Here is a 15,743-nt window from a genome sequence, read left to right on the forward strand (position 1 = left end):
CGTGGAAGAAAATAAAGCACACGTGTTAATGGTATGATGCGTCCCCAGCGACTATATCAACCGGCTGTCACTTTAGGTGATAGACGCAATTTGAGGTGAAGTGGTGAGTGAAACGGTACCGACATCGTGGTTAGTTTACTGCCGCCCTGGTTTTGAACATGATGCGTTGTCAGAAATGCAGCACCATGCAAAGCACCAAGGGGTACCCTGTGAACCTGCTTATGGGGAAGGGTGGGTCAGCCTAACGCGAACAGACGATGAACCCGTTAATGACTTGCACCGGCGGGCGGCTTTTAAAAGACTTATTTTCGCTCGTCAAAGCCTGGCGGCCTTACCAGCACTCACCTTGTCACGAGATGATCGATTAACCGCTATTTTAGAGCAGGTTAAAGCTAGCGGCTGGAGTTTTGAAGAAATCTGGCATGAAACGCCCGATACTAATGATGGCAAGGCGCTGGTTGGCCTGATCAAAGCCCTTACCAAGCCGTTGCAAAGCATGTTGAAAAAACGCGGTGCGCTACGCGGCAAGGCAGGTGGGCGTCGGTTACATATTTTTTGGACCAATGGTGATCGCGCCCAGCTAGGAATAAGTTTTCCCGGTAATCGTAGCGAGCTGCTTAACGGTATTCGTCGGTTGCGCTTCCCTTCGCGTGCACCAAGCCGCTCTACGCTTAAACTGGAAGAAGCATGGCATGAGTTTATCCCACGCGAAGAGTGGGAGGAGCGCTTGAGTGCGCATATGCAGGCAGCAGATCTAGGAGCCGCGCCCGGTGGATGGACATGGCAGTTGGTGCAGCGGGGCATGTACGTTTATGCCATTGATAATGGGCCAATGGATAAGCAGCTAATGGCCACTGGGCAAATTGATCACCTTAAAGAAGATGGCTTTACCTGGGAGCCGCCTCAGCGTTTGGATTGGCTGGTATGTGACATCGTGGATAAGCCCGTACGGGTGCTGGCGATGGTCGAGCGTTGGCTAACGCGTAAATGGTGTAGAGAGGCTATTTTTAACCTCAAACTACCCATGAAGAAACGTTGGGATGAAGTAACGCGCTGTTTGGAAACATTGGAAGAAGCGCTTAAAAACGCGGGTGTTGGTGCCCACATAAACTGCAGGCACCTTTATCACGACCGGGAAGAAGTGACTGTGCACGTAAGGCTAACCCACTAAGGTGTTAATAGCCCGCTTCATAGATGCGGATCGTCTCGTCTTCTGTTAATAGCGGTAAAATACGTTGCATCGCAGTGGCACGCGCATCGCTGGCGTGCCACTCTTTCCAGGCGCGTAAATCGCGCCATTTGGTAATCATCAAGCGTCGATCCGTATGGCCTTGTTGTGCCAGCGTTTCACCGCTGACAAAGCCTCTGACACCGAGCGAAACACGCATGACTTCGCGTGCGGCCTGTTCATACTCATCTTCAAGGCCAGGCATAATACGCCGTTCGATGATAACTTTAATCATGCTATCTAGTTCCTAAACCGAGGATATGAATGGCTGACACGACTGATGCCTCACCCCACTACGACACCGTTCTGGACACCACAGGGCTTTATTGTCCTGAACCTATCATGCTGATGCACAACAAAGTGCGTGATATGAGTTCAGGTCAAGTGCTTAAAGTTGTGGCAACAGACCCTGCTACCACGCGTGATGTACCTAAATTTTGTCAATTTTTGGGTCATGAGCTTGTCGACCGCAGTGAATCAGCAGAAAGCTACGTTTACTTTATACGCTTAGCGTAAAGATGTGCAGTCGTGCGCGGCAAAAATCGACCAATGGTGAATAGCCTCGCACGGTGCGCATAATTAAACAGGTGTGCCGCCTCGTACGTTAATCGCCTGGCACGACCATCATGGCTAATGTCTCAAGAGTAGCGGGATCTTCCTCAAGGATACGGTTAGCGATATGGCGCTGAAAGTAATAAACGCTCGGGTGACAGGAGCGTGCACTGTAGAGGCACTTATCACCCAACAGAATGGGTGTCATTGTGGCCTTTTCTTCATCAGCAAGTAAGGCATCAATAGAGCCATCGCTGTACAAGCGCCATCCGTAAACGGGTTTCATATGCCACGGTGCATTGGGGTGATTCATGCACAACGCATGAGTGCCCAGGGTATCGGGAATTTGCTGGATGAGCGTAACGTCTCCCGACGCTTCATACTCAAAATAGTCAGCGGCAGCCGTTAGCTCGTAATATTTGTGATCGGGCGGTGACTCAAAGATCTCTTCTGTTTCTGGATCGCGATAGCCAACAAAATAGCTGTTTTCTTGGCTATCCACCTCTTGGCAGGCGGTTAGTGTTTCCATCCAGGGCACTAACCCAACAACATGGCCATCGGCTCTTAAGCCCCAGGCCAGAATGGGCATGCCAAAATAGGAATCGGGGCTCGCAGCGAGCTGGTATACCATTTCCAACCCGTCTAACTCGGGCGCTAAACGAACCAAACTTTTTTGCGCCTGCTGACGCAGGCGCACGGTATCCAGGTCGATGACCTGGGCAGAGCGGGGTGACTGGGATACGCCCATGATGTCCCTCCTAATGCTGCGTGGCCACGACATTGGTAAGCAAGAAATGTTTACCGCATCCTTCACCAATAGCACAGGTTGCCCATAAGGTTAAGAGGGAGGCGAATATTTAATCGCTTAAACAGGCTGAGTGCATTTCTCTAAGCGATAAGTGGTGCGTTTTGGCCTGCTGATACTGCTGCCAAGGCGCTTGTGCGTTATCAAGCGAGAGCCATTGCGTTTGGTAAACACGTACCGCTTCTGGAAAGGCAACGCTTTGGCTGTTTATCAGCCTGTTGATAGCGAGTAGCCACTGTTGCGCGTTAGCTTCAAGGAGGTTCAGGGCTTCAGTGTCCCACGCTGTTAAACACGCTTCATGGTGTGGATCATGCTGGGTTAAGTGCTCGCTGGCGTCTTGCTGCCATGCTTGGCTAAACTGGCTATCTACCATCTGCTGCAAATAATCGACAGCGGCAAGCTGCTGCGCAATCGCTGGAAAATCACTCATCGCTAGCGGTTGGCTTGCCCGAGAGAAGCTTTTTACCCACTCATCAGAATCGAAAATAGCATTCCAGCTAACAGCGGGTAGTTGGGCTGTTTTCAGAGCAGTAAGCTGCTCAAGGCGCTCTTTATCGCGCTCGCTTAACCGGTCAGGGACATCGCTTTCCTGGCATGCCGCCAAGCGTTGCCATAACTCACGCTCGTAAAGCCAGTGCTGGCTGGGCGGTGCAACCCGGCCAAGCTGATTGTTGCGGGCTGCAATCAGCGACGTGATGTGACACTCGCGCAACGCGTAAATATTGAGTATGCCATCGCGGGTTTCAGCTACCTCAATCAGCCTTTCTTGGCGTTCTGGAAATGCCCCTATGTTGGATACTTCTGTGCGCTCGAGCGGAGGCGAGGACAGGTCTTCGGTCAACTGATGATGATAGGCGACCCATGGCTGCTCCGCCTCATGATCGCTGCAGCCTGCCAAAATCGACATTGCCGTGAACATAACGAAGAGAAGCCACTGATTTGTCACTTCTCACCCCTGTCGGCTAATCCATTTTAAACGCCAGGCCAACAACAGTGCGGCGGTGCTTAGCCCTGCAATCAAGCCTATCCAGTACCCATGAACACCTAAAGGCTCGGTTAGACCGCTTGCACCATGCACACCTAACCAGTAACCGCCTCCAAGGCCTACAAGCCAGTAGGAAAGCACTGTAATGACCATGACGATGCGGGTGTCCTTATACCCTCGTAGCGCGCCTGCCAGGTTCACCTGAAGCGAATCAGAGAGCTGGAAGATGACCGCAAGGGCAATGAGGGTAAGGGTCAGCGCCTGTATCTCAGGGTTCGAGGTATACAAGGCAATCACCGGCTTGGCAGTTAGCCACAAAAAGAGGCTGTTAAACGCCGCAATCAGTATGCTCACCACCACACCATTCCATGCGACCTGGCGAGCCAGTGTCAGGCGATGCTGGCCGAGGGTATTACCCACGCGTACCGTTAATGCCATGCTCAATGAAAGCGGCAGCATAAACAGAATAGAGGTAAAGCTGAGCGCGATTTGGTGAGCACCTACGGTTATCTCACCCAGGCTGGCAACAAACAGGGCGATCAAGGTGAACAGGGTCACCTCAACAAAAATGGCCACGCCAATCGGCATGCCTACAAAAATCAGCTCTTTAATGCCTGCCAGCTGTGGAGGCGTAAAACGGTGCCATAGCGACACGTTTTGGTAAGCATGCCCTCGGCGAGTATACAGCAGCATGATTAACATCATGGTCCACATGGAGATAGCCGTCGCGATCCCACAGCCAAAGGCACCCATGGCCGGAATTTGTTGCAGAATATCGGGAACGCCGCTACCCAACAAACTGACCAGCCCGTCGCCGCCGTAGATCAGCAGGTAGTTGGCCGGAATATTCACGAGCAAACCGATGACACTGATCCACAATGATGGCCGCGTATGGTTCATGCCATCCGAAAACGCGCGTAATGCTTGAAAGAGGGCAATACCGGGCATACCGAACGCCACCGCTGAAAGATAAGCAGCTGATTCTTGAGCGACTTGAGCCGGTACATCCATTAATTCGAAAATGGGCATGACGCTGGTTCTAAGCAGAATCGCGGCGATAATGCCTAGAACCAAGGCCACCCATAATCCTTGATGAACCGCAGGGCGAATGGCATTGCTTCGCTGTCCGCCGAGGTGATAAGCGACAATAGGGGTAAGCCCCATGAGCGTGCCCGTCATAAAGAGCATCAAGGGCGCCCATAAACTGGTACCTACTGAGACCGCTGCCAGCGACGTAGCGTTAAAGCGTCCCGTCATCATGACATCGACTACCCCCATGCCTGCCTGGGCAAGCTGCGCGCCACAAATAGGCAGCGCCAATAAAATTAAGGCACGGGTTTCTGGCCAATAGGTGGTTTTGATATCGTCAGCAAAGCGGGCCAAGGAAAGGCTCTCCGTTAGTAAAGTAATCTATAAAACGCCGCTAGATTAGCAGGAGTCGCTGGTTTTTGCCGTTTAGACTTCAGCCTACCTAACGAGGGCCGTTATACTAGGCAAAAAGGCCTTAAATAACGAGGATATTGTGGTTCACACAGATAACAAATGGTTACTTGAGGATATTACGGCACTCTTTGACGGCATTTTTATGCCGCGCTATCAAACCCGATTAGTGCGGGGTGAAGATGAGCCGCTTTATCGACCGGCAAGCAAGGAAGCGCCTTATCATCAGATTATCTTTGCCCGTGGGTTTTATGCCAGCGCCCTGCATGAAATTAGCCACTGGTGTATTGCTGGTGCCAAGCGCCGTCAGTTGGAAGATTATGGCTACTGGTATTTGCCCGATGGGCGTAATGCCCAGGAGCAGAGCGCTTTTGAGCAAGCCGAAATTGCCCCTCAGGCGTTGGAGTCACTGTTTGCTGACGCGTGTGGACGCATCTTTCATGTCAGCGTGGACAACCTGGGGGGCGATGTTGACGTCGATCGTGACGCATTTGCGGAGAAGGTAAACGCCCGAAAGCAGCGCTATTTACAAGAAGGCCTGCCCACGCGCGCCAACGCCCTTTATGTGGCGTTGACGTCGTTTTATCAGCGCAAAGAGCCACTAGCCGCTGCGATTACCCAAGGCCAAGCGGTCTTGGGTCAAGCGCCTGTGGCTGCTAATGCTTAATCCGTTTCGGTTAAGCGCTGGTGCAAGGACAGCATGACCTCAAGCTCATGTTCGGGGCGCATGGGCTCCAGGCCCAGCTCGCTGAATGTCTCACGTCGCTGGCGGTGCCATTCACCCGGTGTGATAGACGGGTAGAGCACCGATGCCGGCGCCAGTTCTACAAAAGGGTCCAACCCATACGTATCAAATAGACGCGCCAGCGCCGCCTCGTCCTCACCATTGTCGCTGGTATAGAGAGTGGCGGAGAAGTAATCGTTTTCCAGCTCGCGAATCACCTCAAGGGGGCTAACGCCCAGGCTCTCAAGTTCCTCGATGCTGTAAGCGCCCATGGCATTGGTATCTTCCTTGATCCAGCTATCGTCTGGTTGGATCAAGGTTTCCTTAACGCGTCCATCGGGCAATGACCAGGCTATGGCAAGGGGGAGGCCATCTTCTTCGCCCGTTTCAATGGCAATAAATCCTGGGTAATCGGCCACGCTCGTACTCCTTTCAAGATTCTGTAGGCAGGCGGAAAAAGCGCTGTGCAGTTTGCGTCGTGGCGCTACCTAGTTCAGCTTCGCTGATGCCGCGCCACTGGGCAATTTCTTTTACGATCCACGGCAGAAGCGCTGGCTCATGGCGGCGCCCTTTGAGTTTAGCGGGTAGATTGCGGGGCAGCAGGTAAGGGCAGTCGGTCTCCACCATCAAGCGCTCCAGCGGAATATCGTTAACCAGCGGGCGCAAGTGATGGCCGCGACGCTCATCGCAAATCCAGCCGGTCAGGCCAATATGTATATCCAGGTCCAGATAGCCGTGCAGCGTATCGCGGTCAGCGGTAAAGCAGTGCACAACCGCGTCGCTGATATCATCGCGCCAAGCGGCCAGTATTTCGCGCATTCGTACGCCTGCATCGCGCTCATGTAGAAAAAGCGGCAGGCCGCTTTCAGCAGCTAGTGCCAACTGCGCTTCAAACGCATGCTCTTGCTCGGCAGGCGTCGAAAAATTGCGATTGAAATCCAGCCCGCATTCGCCAACGGCGACTACCTTCGGATGTGCGTGCAAGGCTTTCATCTTGTTGGCCAGTTCTGCATTCCAGCAACTGGCATCATGCGGATGAATGCCCGCCGTTGCGAAAAGGCCGGGATATTGTCCGGAAAGGGCTATCGCCTGCTCGGCGTGCGCCAGGTCCGTGCCCGTGACAATCATTGTATTAACATGAGCAGCATGAGCCCGCGCGATGACGTCATCAAGATCACGATCAAAGCTTTCGTGCGTCAAATTAGCGCCAATATCGACCAACGGAGACGTAGGGCGAAATTGAAGCGCTTCAGGTAAAACGTTATCGACTGCCGATGAAGCCAAGCGTTACTCCTTCGTCGAAAATAGCAAACCAGTATTGTAACGCTAAGCACACGTATCGACTAATGCGCGAAGCTTCCCCTCTACTGCTGTCCATGCGTTACACTGTGCGCCTCACGACGATGGAGGATACTGCGTGACCTTGTTACGACTCGAACAGCTGCAACTTGCCTACGGCACCCAAGTACTGTTGAACCGCGCTGACCTTACGGTCGAAAAAGGCGAGCGGCTGGCGCTGGTCGGGCGCAACGGCACCGGTAAATCTACGCTTTTAAAATTAGTGGCGGGTGATATTCAGGCAGATGACGGCTCGGTTTGGCGAGCGCCGGGCTTGAAAATTGGGGTGTTGGCTCAGGAGTTACCTGAGTCATCGGGCATGACTATTTTCGACATGGTCGCACAGGGTCTGCCTGAAGCGGGCGAGCTGCTGTCTGAATATCAGCACTTGATCAACGATCCCGACCCGGACATGAATCGCATGGCGACGTTGCAAACCCGCATCGAAGCGATTGATGGCTGGTCGTTCCATCAGCGTATTGATGTTGTGCTAACGCGGCTGGGGCTTCCTCCTGAAACTGAGATGAGTTCTCTTTCAGGCGGCTGGCGTCGCCGGGTCGCGTTAGCGCGAGCGCTGGTGTCTGAGCCTGATTTACTTCTGCTTGATGAACCGACCAACCATTTGGACCTGGACACCATTGCATGGCTTGAAGAGCAGCTTCTGGCTTTTAATGGTGCGGTGCTGTTGATTACCCACGACCGGGCGTTTCTTTCCAGGCTGGCGACTAATATTCTTGAGCTTGATCGTGGCAAGCTGGGCCGCTACCCGGGCAAATACGAAGAGTTTCAGGCGCGCAAGCAGCACGAGCTTGAAGTTGAAGCGCGGGAAAATGCCGAGTTCGACAAAAAGCTGGCGCAGGAAGAGACCTGGATACGCCAAGGGGTTAAAGCGCGCCGTACCCGTAATGAGGGGCGGGTACGTGCTCTAGAAGCCATGCGCGACGAGCGCAGTCAGCGCCGTGAACGCCAAGGCACTGCTAACCTGACCGTTGATAGTGGTGAGCGTACCGGTAAGCGGGTAGTTGAGCTTAAAGGGGTGACTCAGCGCTTTGGTAACGACGTTATTCTGCGGAATGTGAACCTGGAAGTCGTGCGCGGCGACCGTATTGGTTTTCTCGGGCGCAATGGCGCGGGCAAAACAACGCTACTTAAAATTCTGTTGGGTGAGCTAGCACCGACCGAAGGCAGTGTACAGCTAGGCACGAACCTTAAAGTGGCCTATTTTGACCAGCTGCGCGCAGGACTTGAACTGGAAAAAACGGTTTATGACAACGTGGCTCAAGGCAGTGACCGAGTCAGCGTCGGTGGCAAGGATCGCCATGTCATGAGCTACCTGCAGGATTTCCTGTTTACGCCTGACCGCGTGCGTCAGCCTGTAAAAGCACTGTCGGGCGGGGAGTCTAATCGTCTGCTCTTGGCCAAGCTGTTTACCCAGCCTGCCAATGTGTTGGTGCTTGATGAGCCGACCAACGACCTGGATATGGAAACCCTGGAGCTGCTTGAAGAGCTGTTGCTGGACTTTGACGGTACGCTGTTACTGGTTTCCCACGACCGAACCTTTATGGACAACGTGGTGACCAGCATGCTGGCTTTTGAAGGCGAAGGCGTTGTCCGTGAATACGTGGGCGGTTACACCGACTGGATACGTCAGGGCGGTAAGCTACCGCCTGCCCCTTGGGAAGGCGCGGCGCGTCAACAAACCGAGCCCACCAGCGCGGCGGTAGAAAAAGCACCTGAGAAGGCACCTGAAGAACCCGCTAAAAAAACCGTCAAGCTCTCCTATAAGTTTCAGCGCGAACTGGATGCATTGCCTGCCGACATCGAGCGGCTTGAAGCCAATGTCGAAGCGCTGGAGCAAGTGGTAGGCGATCCCGCGTTTTATCAGCAGGAGGCCAGCGCGGTAACAGCGAAACTACAAGAGCTAGAGCATGCTCAGCAGGCGCTTGAAGCCGCCATGGAACGCTGGATGGAGCTTGAAGCCATGGCCAACGGCGAATAGCGGAAACTCAAGTGTATGTTCCCAAAGGCGCCTGGTCGGTGCCTTTGGGGATAGTAGCTTTTTGAACAGAAGCGTTCGATATGCAAGTCAGGCGCCGAGAATAAGCGCGTATACCTATTCGTCGCTGCTCTCGCCCTTTTTGCCAACCCGTACGGCGAGTACATCACACTGCGCGCCGTGCAGCACGCCTGTTGACGTTGAACCCAGTAGCAGGGCAAAGCCGTGTCTTCCGTGGGAGCCAACCACAATCAAATCAACGTTATGTTCATCCGCGAAGCGATGAATTTCCGTGTCGGGCATGCCCACCACTACGTGCTGGTCGGCCTTGTCGATATGAGGGGTCGCAATTTCTGCCAGGCGCTGCTTGGCATGCTCATCCAATTGGTCTTGAATGCTGGTAAGGTCCATCGGGATATCACCTCCATAGGCGAAACCCAAAGGCTCAAGGGTATGCATAATGGAGATTTTGGCACCATTGTTGCGCTCAGCGATAACGATCGCGCGCTCTAGTACCTTGTGAGAATCTTTTGTTAGGTCAACGGCAACCAGAATATGGTGATAGCTCATGGCTTATCTCCTTGGCGATAATTAACAAAGAAGCAAACTTTGTTAGATAACCTTTACTTTAAGCTGCATGGACAATCTTAACAACGATCTGCGTCATGGTTTTTTTAACGTGTTAACAGCGTACGACTGAAATAGGGTGGAAGCAGTGATGGTATGGTTAATTATCATTTTTGTATTGTTATTTGTGATGGCGCCGGTCATGTGGCTCAAGCCAAGCCCGCGTCAGGTAAGGCAAATGGCGTTGCGTAACGGTGCTAAGCAACAAGGGGTCAGTGTTAAAATGGAAAAACCCCCGCTGCACCATTTTAGGGGCACCATGCCCGCTTATCGTTGGCACTATCCTCAGGATGCGCCAGGCCCGGACTTTGTGCTGCTACGGGACAGCAATGCCAGTGCCGCACTAGAGCCCTATTATGCTGGCTGGCGTTGGCGTATTGCACCGTTGCGCGATTTACCTGAAAGTGCCAGTGCGCCGTTAAAAGCACTCCTGGAGCGGTTGCCTCAGGATGCACTTGTGATTGAATCGACGCCTTATGCGCTAACGCTTTGGTGGTGGGAGTCGCAAACCGCCGAGCGTTTCTCCACTTATCTTGCAGACGTAAAGCAATTAAAGGGCGCGCTAAGCGGTTTGTCGGACCAGCCGCTAGGCAAGCCGTTGGATAATCGAAACGGTGCGCATCACCGCTAGGTGAGCATCTAAGCAGTAGGGGGGTCTTGCTCGCGTGCTTGAATGGCTAGCCCGTTTGATTCAATTATTGACAGCCATTCATTGAGCTGTTCAAGCTCACGCTCACCAAGCCCGACAAAGAACTCTTCACGGACTTGGGTAGCCACCGCATCAATTTTTTCTAAAAGCGGCATTGCTGCTGGCGTAAGGTAAATACGCTTGCTGCGCCGGTCACTATCACAAGCGCGTCGCTCAACCAGACCCTGTTCCTCAAGTTGGCCCAGTGTACGAACAAGTGAAGGGGCCTCAACACCAATCACTCGCGCCAGGTCGCACTGGGGATGTCCTTCACCCAAGCGCCAGATATGATAAAGCGTGACCCAGCGCGTTTGGGTAAGTCCCAAAGGAGCGAGCCTACGATCCAAAATTGAGCGCCACAAATGCGGCAGGCGTGCAAGACGAAAACCAATCGATGAAGCCATGGGCAACTCGCTACCAAAAAGTGGGAGGATAGATTGTCATTAGCTATGGCTTGGATTGCAAGCCATAGGCGGACTTAGTCGCTTGTCGGCGTGTCAGAACGTTCACTGCTTCCTGGCACAAAACGACGCAAATCAAGTCTGCTTAAACCGCTGGCGCGAATAGCGCTATCGGCTTTAGAGGCCTTTTGTAAGTCTTCCGATACCGTAAAACGAATCAGCCCCACGCGTTGACCACTATCAGTCATGATATCTATTCGCCAGTCACCTGATGGGTCAGCAGGAAAGTTAAGCTTATGACTCCATGCCCGATAACCCTGTTCACGCCCACCACTAATGTCCAGCCGGACGGTATCTAACGGTTCACCGTTGTGACGCCAGGCGTGGTAAATAGTTTCGCTTAATCCTCGTGGGGCACGGATCGCGGTATACACATAAAGGCCGTTTTCACGAATAGCATCCGGCGTCAGCGCAATGGAACCCTGCGGTTCTCGCTGCTGAATATCAAGCGAAGGGGAGAGCGCACTGCTGGTCAACCAAAGGCTTGCGGGCGGCACCCAAATACGGCCTATCCAGGCAGCATACGCAAGTGCAAGCGTTAGCCCTAGAAATAGGCACCAGCGTTTTAACGAGCGCTGCTTGAGTAAATGCCAAAAGCTGGGAAGCGCTACCAGTACCATCAAGGACATTGCTAATAAAAGGCTTTGTCCGGTCGTGAGATGGAGCATGATCGGTAGCGTTACCAGCATCACCAAAAAAACGCACAGCGCATGGAAAATAAAATAGAGACTGCGCCAGCGGCCAGCTACCTTGTAATAAAGCGGGTCGATAATTGATAACAGCGCCATGCCAATGACCAGGAGAGCAAATAGCGTTTGTCCGCTGTTCCATACCGTCGTAATTAAAATGAACGGAAGGGTAAAAAACAGCGTCTCCTGGTGAATCATTTGGGCAATAAACGTAGTGGCGCCACGGTGCAGGGTAGGGTGGCCGCGCTTGGCCAGCCAGCGGCCAATTAAACTTTCAGAAAGCAGCAACGTCCAGGTAAATAGCAGCCCCAGCGCTAGCGCCGCACCTAGCCACTGCTGACGGTCGACCAGAAAAAAACTGCCTACTCCCGCCGAAAATGCCATGGGCGGCCATAGCCAGCTCCAGGGTTTAATGCGCTCCACTAAGCGTTCGGTAAAGTGCTGAATGGCTTTTATGCGCGTCGGTGTTAATAGGGCGCCCATGAATATATGACCCATAGTGAAAAAAATCATGATCCATGGGTTTCTGAAAAAAGTCGATGCCCAGTAGGTAATCGTCTTAATGTGTCCTTAATAACGGAATATTTAGGTGATGAGAAAGTGTACTTCCTGGCAGGGATTAGCCAAAAGTCAGGGCTTGACGTTGTTGGATAACTCAACCAAGCTAACGCTATCAAACGACCGTATGAAATGCTGACGAACCAGCCAGGAACTTGTCGCTAAAACTTGCTGCAAGAGTCTGCTGACAGGAGCGCCAGTTCAAACCTGTGGAGAGAGCACGGATGATCTATCAAGGCAATGCCATCACGGTGGAGCGTCGTGACACCCTGAGTGGCCATCACATCGCGCGGCTTATTTTTGATTTAAAAGATGAGTCCGTTAATAAGCTTTCCAGCGCTGTTGTTACCGAGCTGGGAGAGGCCGTTAGCGCTCTTCAGGCGGTAGATGACTTGCAGGGCCTGATGATTGGCAGCGGCAAAGACGCGTTCATTGTCGGGGCGGATATCACCGAGTTTCATAGCCTGTTCACTAAAGGTGAAGCGTACCTTGAAGAGATGAACCTCAAGGTGCACGAGATATTTAATGCGATTGAAGATCTCCCTTTTCCAACCGTTGCCGCTATTAATGGCCTTGCCTTGGGTGGCGGGTGCGAAGTGCTGCTCACCACTGATTTTCGCGTGATGAGCGAAAAAGCTAAAATTGGACTTCCGGAAACCAAACTGGGCATTTTGCCGGGCTGGGGTGGTTGTGTACGCTTGCCACGCTTGATTGGCGCTGACAATGCGATTGAATGGATTGCCGGTGGCACTGAAAACCGCGCCGATGCGGCGCTAAAAGTCGGCGCTGTCGATGCCGTGGTCACGCCCGAGCAGCTAGAGGAGGCGGCGCTAGACATACTCGACCGCGCTAACGCTGGCGAGCTTGATTACCAGGCGCGCCGGGCAGAGAAAAAAGGCCCCTTAAAGCTCAATGCTATCGAACAAATGATGGCGTTTGAGACGGCCAAAGGGTATGTCGCCGGCAAAGCGGGCCCTCACTATCCAGCGCCTATTGAAGCTATCAAGGTTATTCAAAAAGGTGCGGGTGAAGAGCGCAGTCGCGCCCAGGCCATTGAGGCGAAAGCCTTTGCCAAGCTTGCGTTAAGCAGCGTGGCGTTTAACCTGGTCGGTCTGTTTATGAACGACCAGGTCGTCAAAAAGAAAGCCAGCAAGTATGAAAAGCAGGCGCAGCCTGTTAAGCAAACGGCCGTGTTGGGTGCCGGTATAATGGGCGGTGGTATTGCTTACCAAAGCGCCTCTAAAGGCACGCCTATCTTGATGAAAGACATCAAGGATGAAGCCATTGAACTGGGCCTGAAAGAGTCCCGTAAACTATTCGCCAAGCAGGTTGAGCGTAAAAAACTCACCAGTGAGCAAATGGCAGAAAAGCTGACCAATATTCGCCCCACGCTCTCCTACGGCGACTTCGGCAATGTTGATTTGGTGGTTGAAGCGGTTGTTGAAAATCCCAAGGTAAAAGGTGCGGTGCTCAGCGAAGTCGAAGAGATGGTAGGAGAGAATACGATCCTGACCTCCAACACATCGACCATTTCGATTAACCGCTTGGCTCAGAATCTGAAGCGCCCTGAAAATTTCTGTGGCATGCACTTTTTTAACCCTGTGCATCGCATGCCGCTGGTTGAAGTTATTCGCGGTGAAAAAACCTCTGACGCAGCCGTTGCGGCGACGGTGGCTTATGCTCGTGCCATGGGGAAAACGCCCATTGTGGTGAATGACTGCCCCGGCTTTTTAGTAAACCGTGTGCTGTTCCCCTATTTCGGCGGCTTCAGCTTCCTGGTCGAGCAGGGTGCCGACTTCCAGCGTGTTGATAAGGTCATGGAGAAGTTTGGCTGGCCGATGGGGCCTGCTTACCTGCTGGATGTGGTCGGTATGGATACGGCGGTTCACGCTAATGACGTCATGGCGGAAGGCTTCCCGGACCGCATGGCGCGTGAAGGCAAAACGGCAATCCAGGTGATGTACGAAAACGAGCGTCTGGGCCAGAAAAACGCCAAGGGTTTTTATGCCTATGAAGAGGATAAAAAAGGCAAGCCCAAAAAAGTAACGGATGAGCAGGCCTACGCGTTAATCGAGGAAGTGGTTAGCGACAAAAAAGAGTTCTCCGACGAGGATATTATTGCCCGCATGATGGTGCCGCTCTGCATGGAGACGGTTCGTTGTCTGGAAGACAATATTGTTGATACGCCTGCCGAAGCGGATATGGCGCTGATTTACGGTATTGGTTTCCCGCCTTTCCGCGGTGGCGCGCTGCGCTATATCGACGCCATGGGCGTGGCGGAGTTCGTCAAACTGGCGGAAGCGTTAGCGGCAGAGCTCGGCCCGCTTTACGCGCCGACTGAAAAGCTGCGCCAAATGGCGAAGAACAATGACCAGTTTTATCCCGCCCCCGGTCAGGCCTAAGTCACCGCGAACAGGAGAAATAAGATGAGTTTGAATCCCAGAGATATCGTGGTGGTCGACGGTGTACGTACCGCCATGGCAAAAGCCAAGCATGGCGCATTTCGTAACGTTCGTGCGGAAAACCTGTCCGCTGCTGTCATGCAGGCGTTGTTTACCCGTAATCCCAATCTAGACCCTTCAGAAGTAGATGATGTAATTTGGGGCTGCGTGAACCAGACCCTTGAACAAGCCATGAACATTGCCCGCAACGCGGCGATCATGACCGGCATTCCACGCTCGGTACCGGCTCAAACCGTTAACCGTCTGTGTGGCTCCTCCATGACTGCGCTGCATATTGCGGCGGCGAATATCAAAGCGGGCATGGGCGATTTCTACATCATTGGTGGTGTAGAGCACATGGAACATGTGCCCATGGCGCATGGGGTTGATGTAAACCCTGCGATTAGTAAATACGCCGCTAAAGCCTCCATGATGATGGGGCTGACCGCCGAGCTACTAGGTAAGATGCACGGTATTACGCGGGAAGATCAGGACCGGTTTGGCGTGCGTTCGCACCAGCGTGCTCAGGCAGCAATGGAGAAAGGCTACTTCGATAACGAGATTGTCGGTGTTGAAGGCCATGACCAGCGCGGCTTTAAAGTGCTGTTCAAGAGCGATGAAGTGATCCGCTCTGATGCAAGCTTTGAGTCCATGGCCCAGCTTAAGCCGGTGTTTGATCCGCGTAGCGGTACCGTCTCGGCAGGCACGTCGTCCGCGCTTTCCGTGGGCGCTTCCGCCATGGCGATCATGAGCTATGAGCGCGCCCAGGCGTTGGGGCTTGAGCCTATTGCTAAAGTGCTTTCTACCGGTGTGGCTGGGTGCGATGCATCGATTATGGGCTATGGCCCGGTGCCAGCTTCTAAAAAGGCGCTGAAAGCCGCAGGCCTTTCGTCGGATGATATCCAGACTGTCGAGCTTAACGAAGCCTTTGCAGCGCAAAGTCTGCCTGTATTAAAAGACCTGGGCTTTTTGGATGCCATGGACGAAAAGGTTAACTTAAACGGTGGCGCGATTGCCTTGGGCCACCCACTAGGTTGTTCCGGCTCACGCATCAGCACCACGCTGCTCAACGTTATGCAACAGCGCGACACCACGTTGGGCCTGGCCACCATGTGTATTGGTATGGGGCAAGGGGTTGCGACGGTATTTGAGCGCTTGAAGTAACCAGCCTTATGCACTGATAAACGGCACCTATCAAGGTGTCGTTTTTT

General features: G+C 53.1%; 16 protein-coding genes. 7 read left to right on the plus strand and 9 right to left on the minus strand.

The genetic code is table 11. The features are described 5' to 3' along the window. Window positions 1-100 precede the first annotated feature (100 nt). Window positions 101-1,171 carry a 23S rRNA (cytidine(2498)-2'-O)-methyltransferase RlmM gene (gene rlmM / locus ACT3TY_RS15510; RefSeq protein ID WP_441679206.1) on the plus strand — a complete coding sequence of 357 codons (1,071 nt, stop codon included), beginning with the start codon at window positions 101-103 and terminating at the stop codon, window positions 1,169-1,171. A 4-nt stretch (window positions 1,172-1,175) separates the two neighbouring features. Here the strand turns inward: rlmM and ACT3TY_RS15515 are convergent, their stop codons facing one another. After that, window positions 1,176-1,463 carry an antibiotic biosynthesis monooxygenase family protein gene (locus tag ACT3TY_RS15515; protein WP_087111672.1) on the minus strand — a complete coding sequence of 96 codons (288 nt, stop codon included), beginning with the start codon at window positions 1,461-1,463 and terminating at the stop codon, window positions 1,176-1,178. Window positions 1,464-1,492: 29 nt separating this feature from the next. Between ACT3TY_RS15515 and tusA the strand changes: the two genes are divergently transcribed. Continuing rightward, the gene (tusA, locus tag ACT3TY_RS15520; RefSeq protein ID WP_087111670.1) at window positions 1,493-1,744 is read left to right on the plus strand and encodes a sulfurtransferase TusA; all 252 of its coding nucleotides are present in this window, start codon (window positions 1,493-1,495) and stop codon (window positions 1,742-1,744) included. 88 nt (window positions 1,745-1,832) lie between these two features. Here the strand turns inward: tusA and ACT3TY_RS15525 are convergent, their stop codons facing one another. The 3 genes from ACT3TY_RS15525 to ACT3TY_RS15535 all read right to left on the minus strand — a co-directional run bounded on the left by ACT3TY_RS15525 (window position 1,833) and on the right by ACT3TY_RS15535 (window position 4,953). Then, window positions 1,833-2,528 (minus strand): hypothetical protein, encoded by a 696-nt coding sequence (locus ACT3TY_RS15525; protein ID WP_441679207.1) that lies wholly within the window; start codon window positions 2,526-2,528, stop codon window positions 1,833-1,835. Window positions 2,529-2,637: 109 nt separating this feature from the next. Continuing rightward, window positions 2,638-3,531: a DUF3080 family protein gene (locus ACT3TY_RS15530; RefSeq protein ID WP_441679208.1), complete on the minus strand. Its 894-nt coding sequence runs from the start codon at window positions 3,529-3,531 to the stop codon at window positions 2,638-2,640. A 3-nt stretch (window positions 3,532-3,534) separates the two neighbouring features. Further along, window positions 3,535-4,953 carry an MATE family efflux transporter gene (locus tag ACT3TY_RS15535; RefSeq protein ID WP_444628847.1) on the minus strand — a complete coding sequence of 473 codons (1,419 nt, stop codon included), beginning with the start codon at window positions 4,951-4,953 and terminating at the stop codon, window positions 3,535-3,537. Window positions 4,954-5,092: 139 nt separating this feature from the next. On the opposite strand from ACT3TY_RS15535, the gene ACT3TY_RS15540 reads away from it, so the two are divergent. Continuing rightward, a complete protein-coding gene (locus tag ACT3TY_RS15540) occupies window positions 5,093-5,677 on the plus strand; it encodes an elongation factor P hydroxylase (RefSeq protein WP_444628848.1) in 585 nt (194 codons plus the stop codon). On the opposite strand, the gene ACT3TY_RS15545 is transcribed toward ACT3TY_RS15540, so the two are convergent. Together ACT3TY_RS15545 and ACT3TY_RS15550 are read right to left on the minus strand one after the other, a co-directional pair. Continuing rightward, entirely contained in the window at window positions 5,674-6,153 is a 480-nt protein-coding gene (locus ACT3TY_RS15545) for a hypothetical protein (protein WP_172118338.1), read from the minus strand. The two genes, ACT3TY_RS15540 and ACT3TY_RS15545, sit on opposite strands and share 4 nt — an antisense overlap. Window positions 6,154-6,166: 13 nt before the next feature. Next, a complete protein-coding gene (locus ACT3TY_RS15550) occupies window positions 6,167-7,018 on the minus strand; it encodes a TatD family hydrolase (RefSeq protein WP_444628849.1) in 852 nt (283 codons plus the stop codon). A gap of 133 nt (window positions 7,019-7,151) precedes the next feature. Between ACT3TY_RS15550 and ACT3TY_RS15555 the strand changes: the two genes are divergently transcribed. Then, entirely contained in the window at window positions 7,152-9,071 is a 1,920-nt protein-coding gene (locus ACT3TY_RS15555; protein ID WP_172118336.1) for an ATP-binding cassette domain-containing protein, read from the plus strand. A 114-nt stretch (window positions 9,072-9,185) separates the two neighbouring features. Here ACT3TY_RS15555 and ACT3TY_RS15560 read toward each other — a convergent pair whose 3' ends face one another. Further along, on the minus strand, window positions 9,186-9,638 hold the full coding sequence (locus ACT3TY_RS15560) for a universal stress protein (RefSeq protein ID WP_087111656.1): 453 nt from the start codon (window positions 9,636-9,638) through the stop codon (window positions 9,186-9,188). 148 nt (window positions 9,639-9,786) lie between these two features. Between ACT3TY_RS15560 and ACT3TY_RS15565 the strand changes: the two genes are divergently transcribed. Beyond that, window positions 9,787-10,326, plus strand: a complete 540-nt coding sequence (locus ACT3TY_RS15565; RefSeq protein WP_444622496.1) for a preprotein translocase subunit YajC — start codon at window positions 9,787-9,789, stop codon at window positions 10,324-10,326. 8 nt (window positions 10,327-10,334) lie between these two features. On the opposite strand, the gene slyA is transcribed toward ACT3TY_RS15565, so the two are convergent. After that, window positions 10,335-10,787, minus strand: coding sequence for a transcriptional regulator SlyA (slyA, locus tag ACT3TY_RS15570; RefSeq protein ID WP_172118333.1), 453 nt, complete (start codon window positions 10,785-10,787; stop codon window positions 10,335-10,337). Window positions 10,788-10,861: 74 nt separating this feature from the next. Beyond that, entirely contained in the window at window positions 10,862-12,016 is a 1,155-nt protein-coding gene (locus tag ACT3TY_RS15575) for a DUF5924 family protein (RefSeq protein ID WP_172118355.1), read from the minus strand. Window positions 12,017-12,315: 299 nt separating this feature from the next. On the opposite strand from ACT3TY_RS15575, the gene fadB reads away from it, so the two are divergent. Both fadB and fadA read left to right on the plus strand, forming a co-directional pair. Then, complete coding sequence (gene fadB / locus ACT3TY_RS15580; RefSeq protein ID WP_444628850.1) at window positions 12,316-14,493, plus strand: fatty acid oxidation complex subunit alpha FadB; 2,178 nt, start codon at window positions 12,316-12,318, stop codon at window positions 14,491-14,493. Window positions 14,494-14,517: 24 nt separating this feature from the next. Beyond that, window positions 14,518-15,696, plus strand: a complete 1,179-nt coding sequence (fadA, locus tag ACT3TY_RS15585; RefSeq protein WP_172118331.1) for an acetyl-CoA C-acyltransferase FadA — start codon at window positions 14,518-14,520, stop codon at window positions 15,694-15,696. Window positions 15,697-15,743 lie beyond the last annotated feature (47 nt).

The sequence above is a fragment of the Halomonas sp. AOP22-C1-8 genome (genome assembly GCF_052378905.1).
Lineage (GTDB): Bacteria > Pseudomonadota > Gammaproteobacteria > Pseudomonadales > Halomonadaceae > Vreelandella > Vreelandella citrativorans.

Coding starts and splice junctions, on each gene's coding strand:
- ACT3TY_RS15515 (WP_087111672.1), bottom strand. CDS start 1,463: ATGATTAAAGTTATCATCGAACGGCGTATTATGCCTGGCCTTGAAGAT.
- tusA (WP_087111670.1), top strand. CDS start 1,493: ATGGCTGACACGACTGATGCCTCACCCCACTACGACACCGTTCTGGAC.
- ACT3TY_RS15525 (WP_441679207.1), bottom strand. CDS start 2,528: ATGGGCGTATCCCAGTCACCCCGCTCTGCCCAGGTCATCGACCTGGAT.
- ACT3TY_RS15560 (WP_087111656.1), bottom strand. CDS start 9,638: ATGAGCTATCACCATATTCTGGTTGCCGTTGACCTAACAAAAGATTCT.
- ACT3TY_RS15565 (WP_444622496.1), top strand. CDS start 9,787: ATGGTATGGTTAATTATCATTTTTGTATTGTTATTTGTGATGGCGCCG.
- slyA (WP_172118333.1), bottom strand. CDS start 10,787: ATGGCTTCATCGATTGGTTTTCGTCTTGCACGCCTGCCGCATTTGTGG.
- ACT3TY_RS15575 (WP_172118355.1), bottom strand. CDS start 12,016: ATGGGCGCCCTATTAACACCGACGCGCATAAAAGCCATTCAGCACTTT.
- fadB (WP_444628850.1), top strand. CDS start 12,316: ATGATCTATCAAGGCAATGCCATCACGGTGGAGCGTCGTGACACCCTG.
- fadA (WP_172118331.1), top strand. CDS start 14,518: ATGAGTTTGAATCCCAGAGATATCGTGGTGGTCGACGGTGTACGTACC.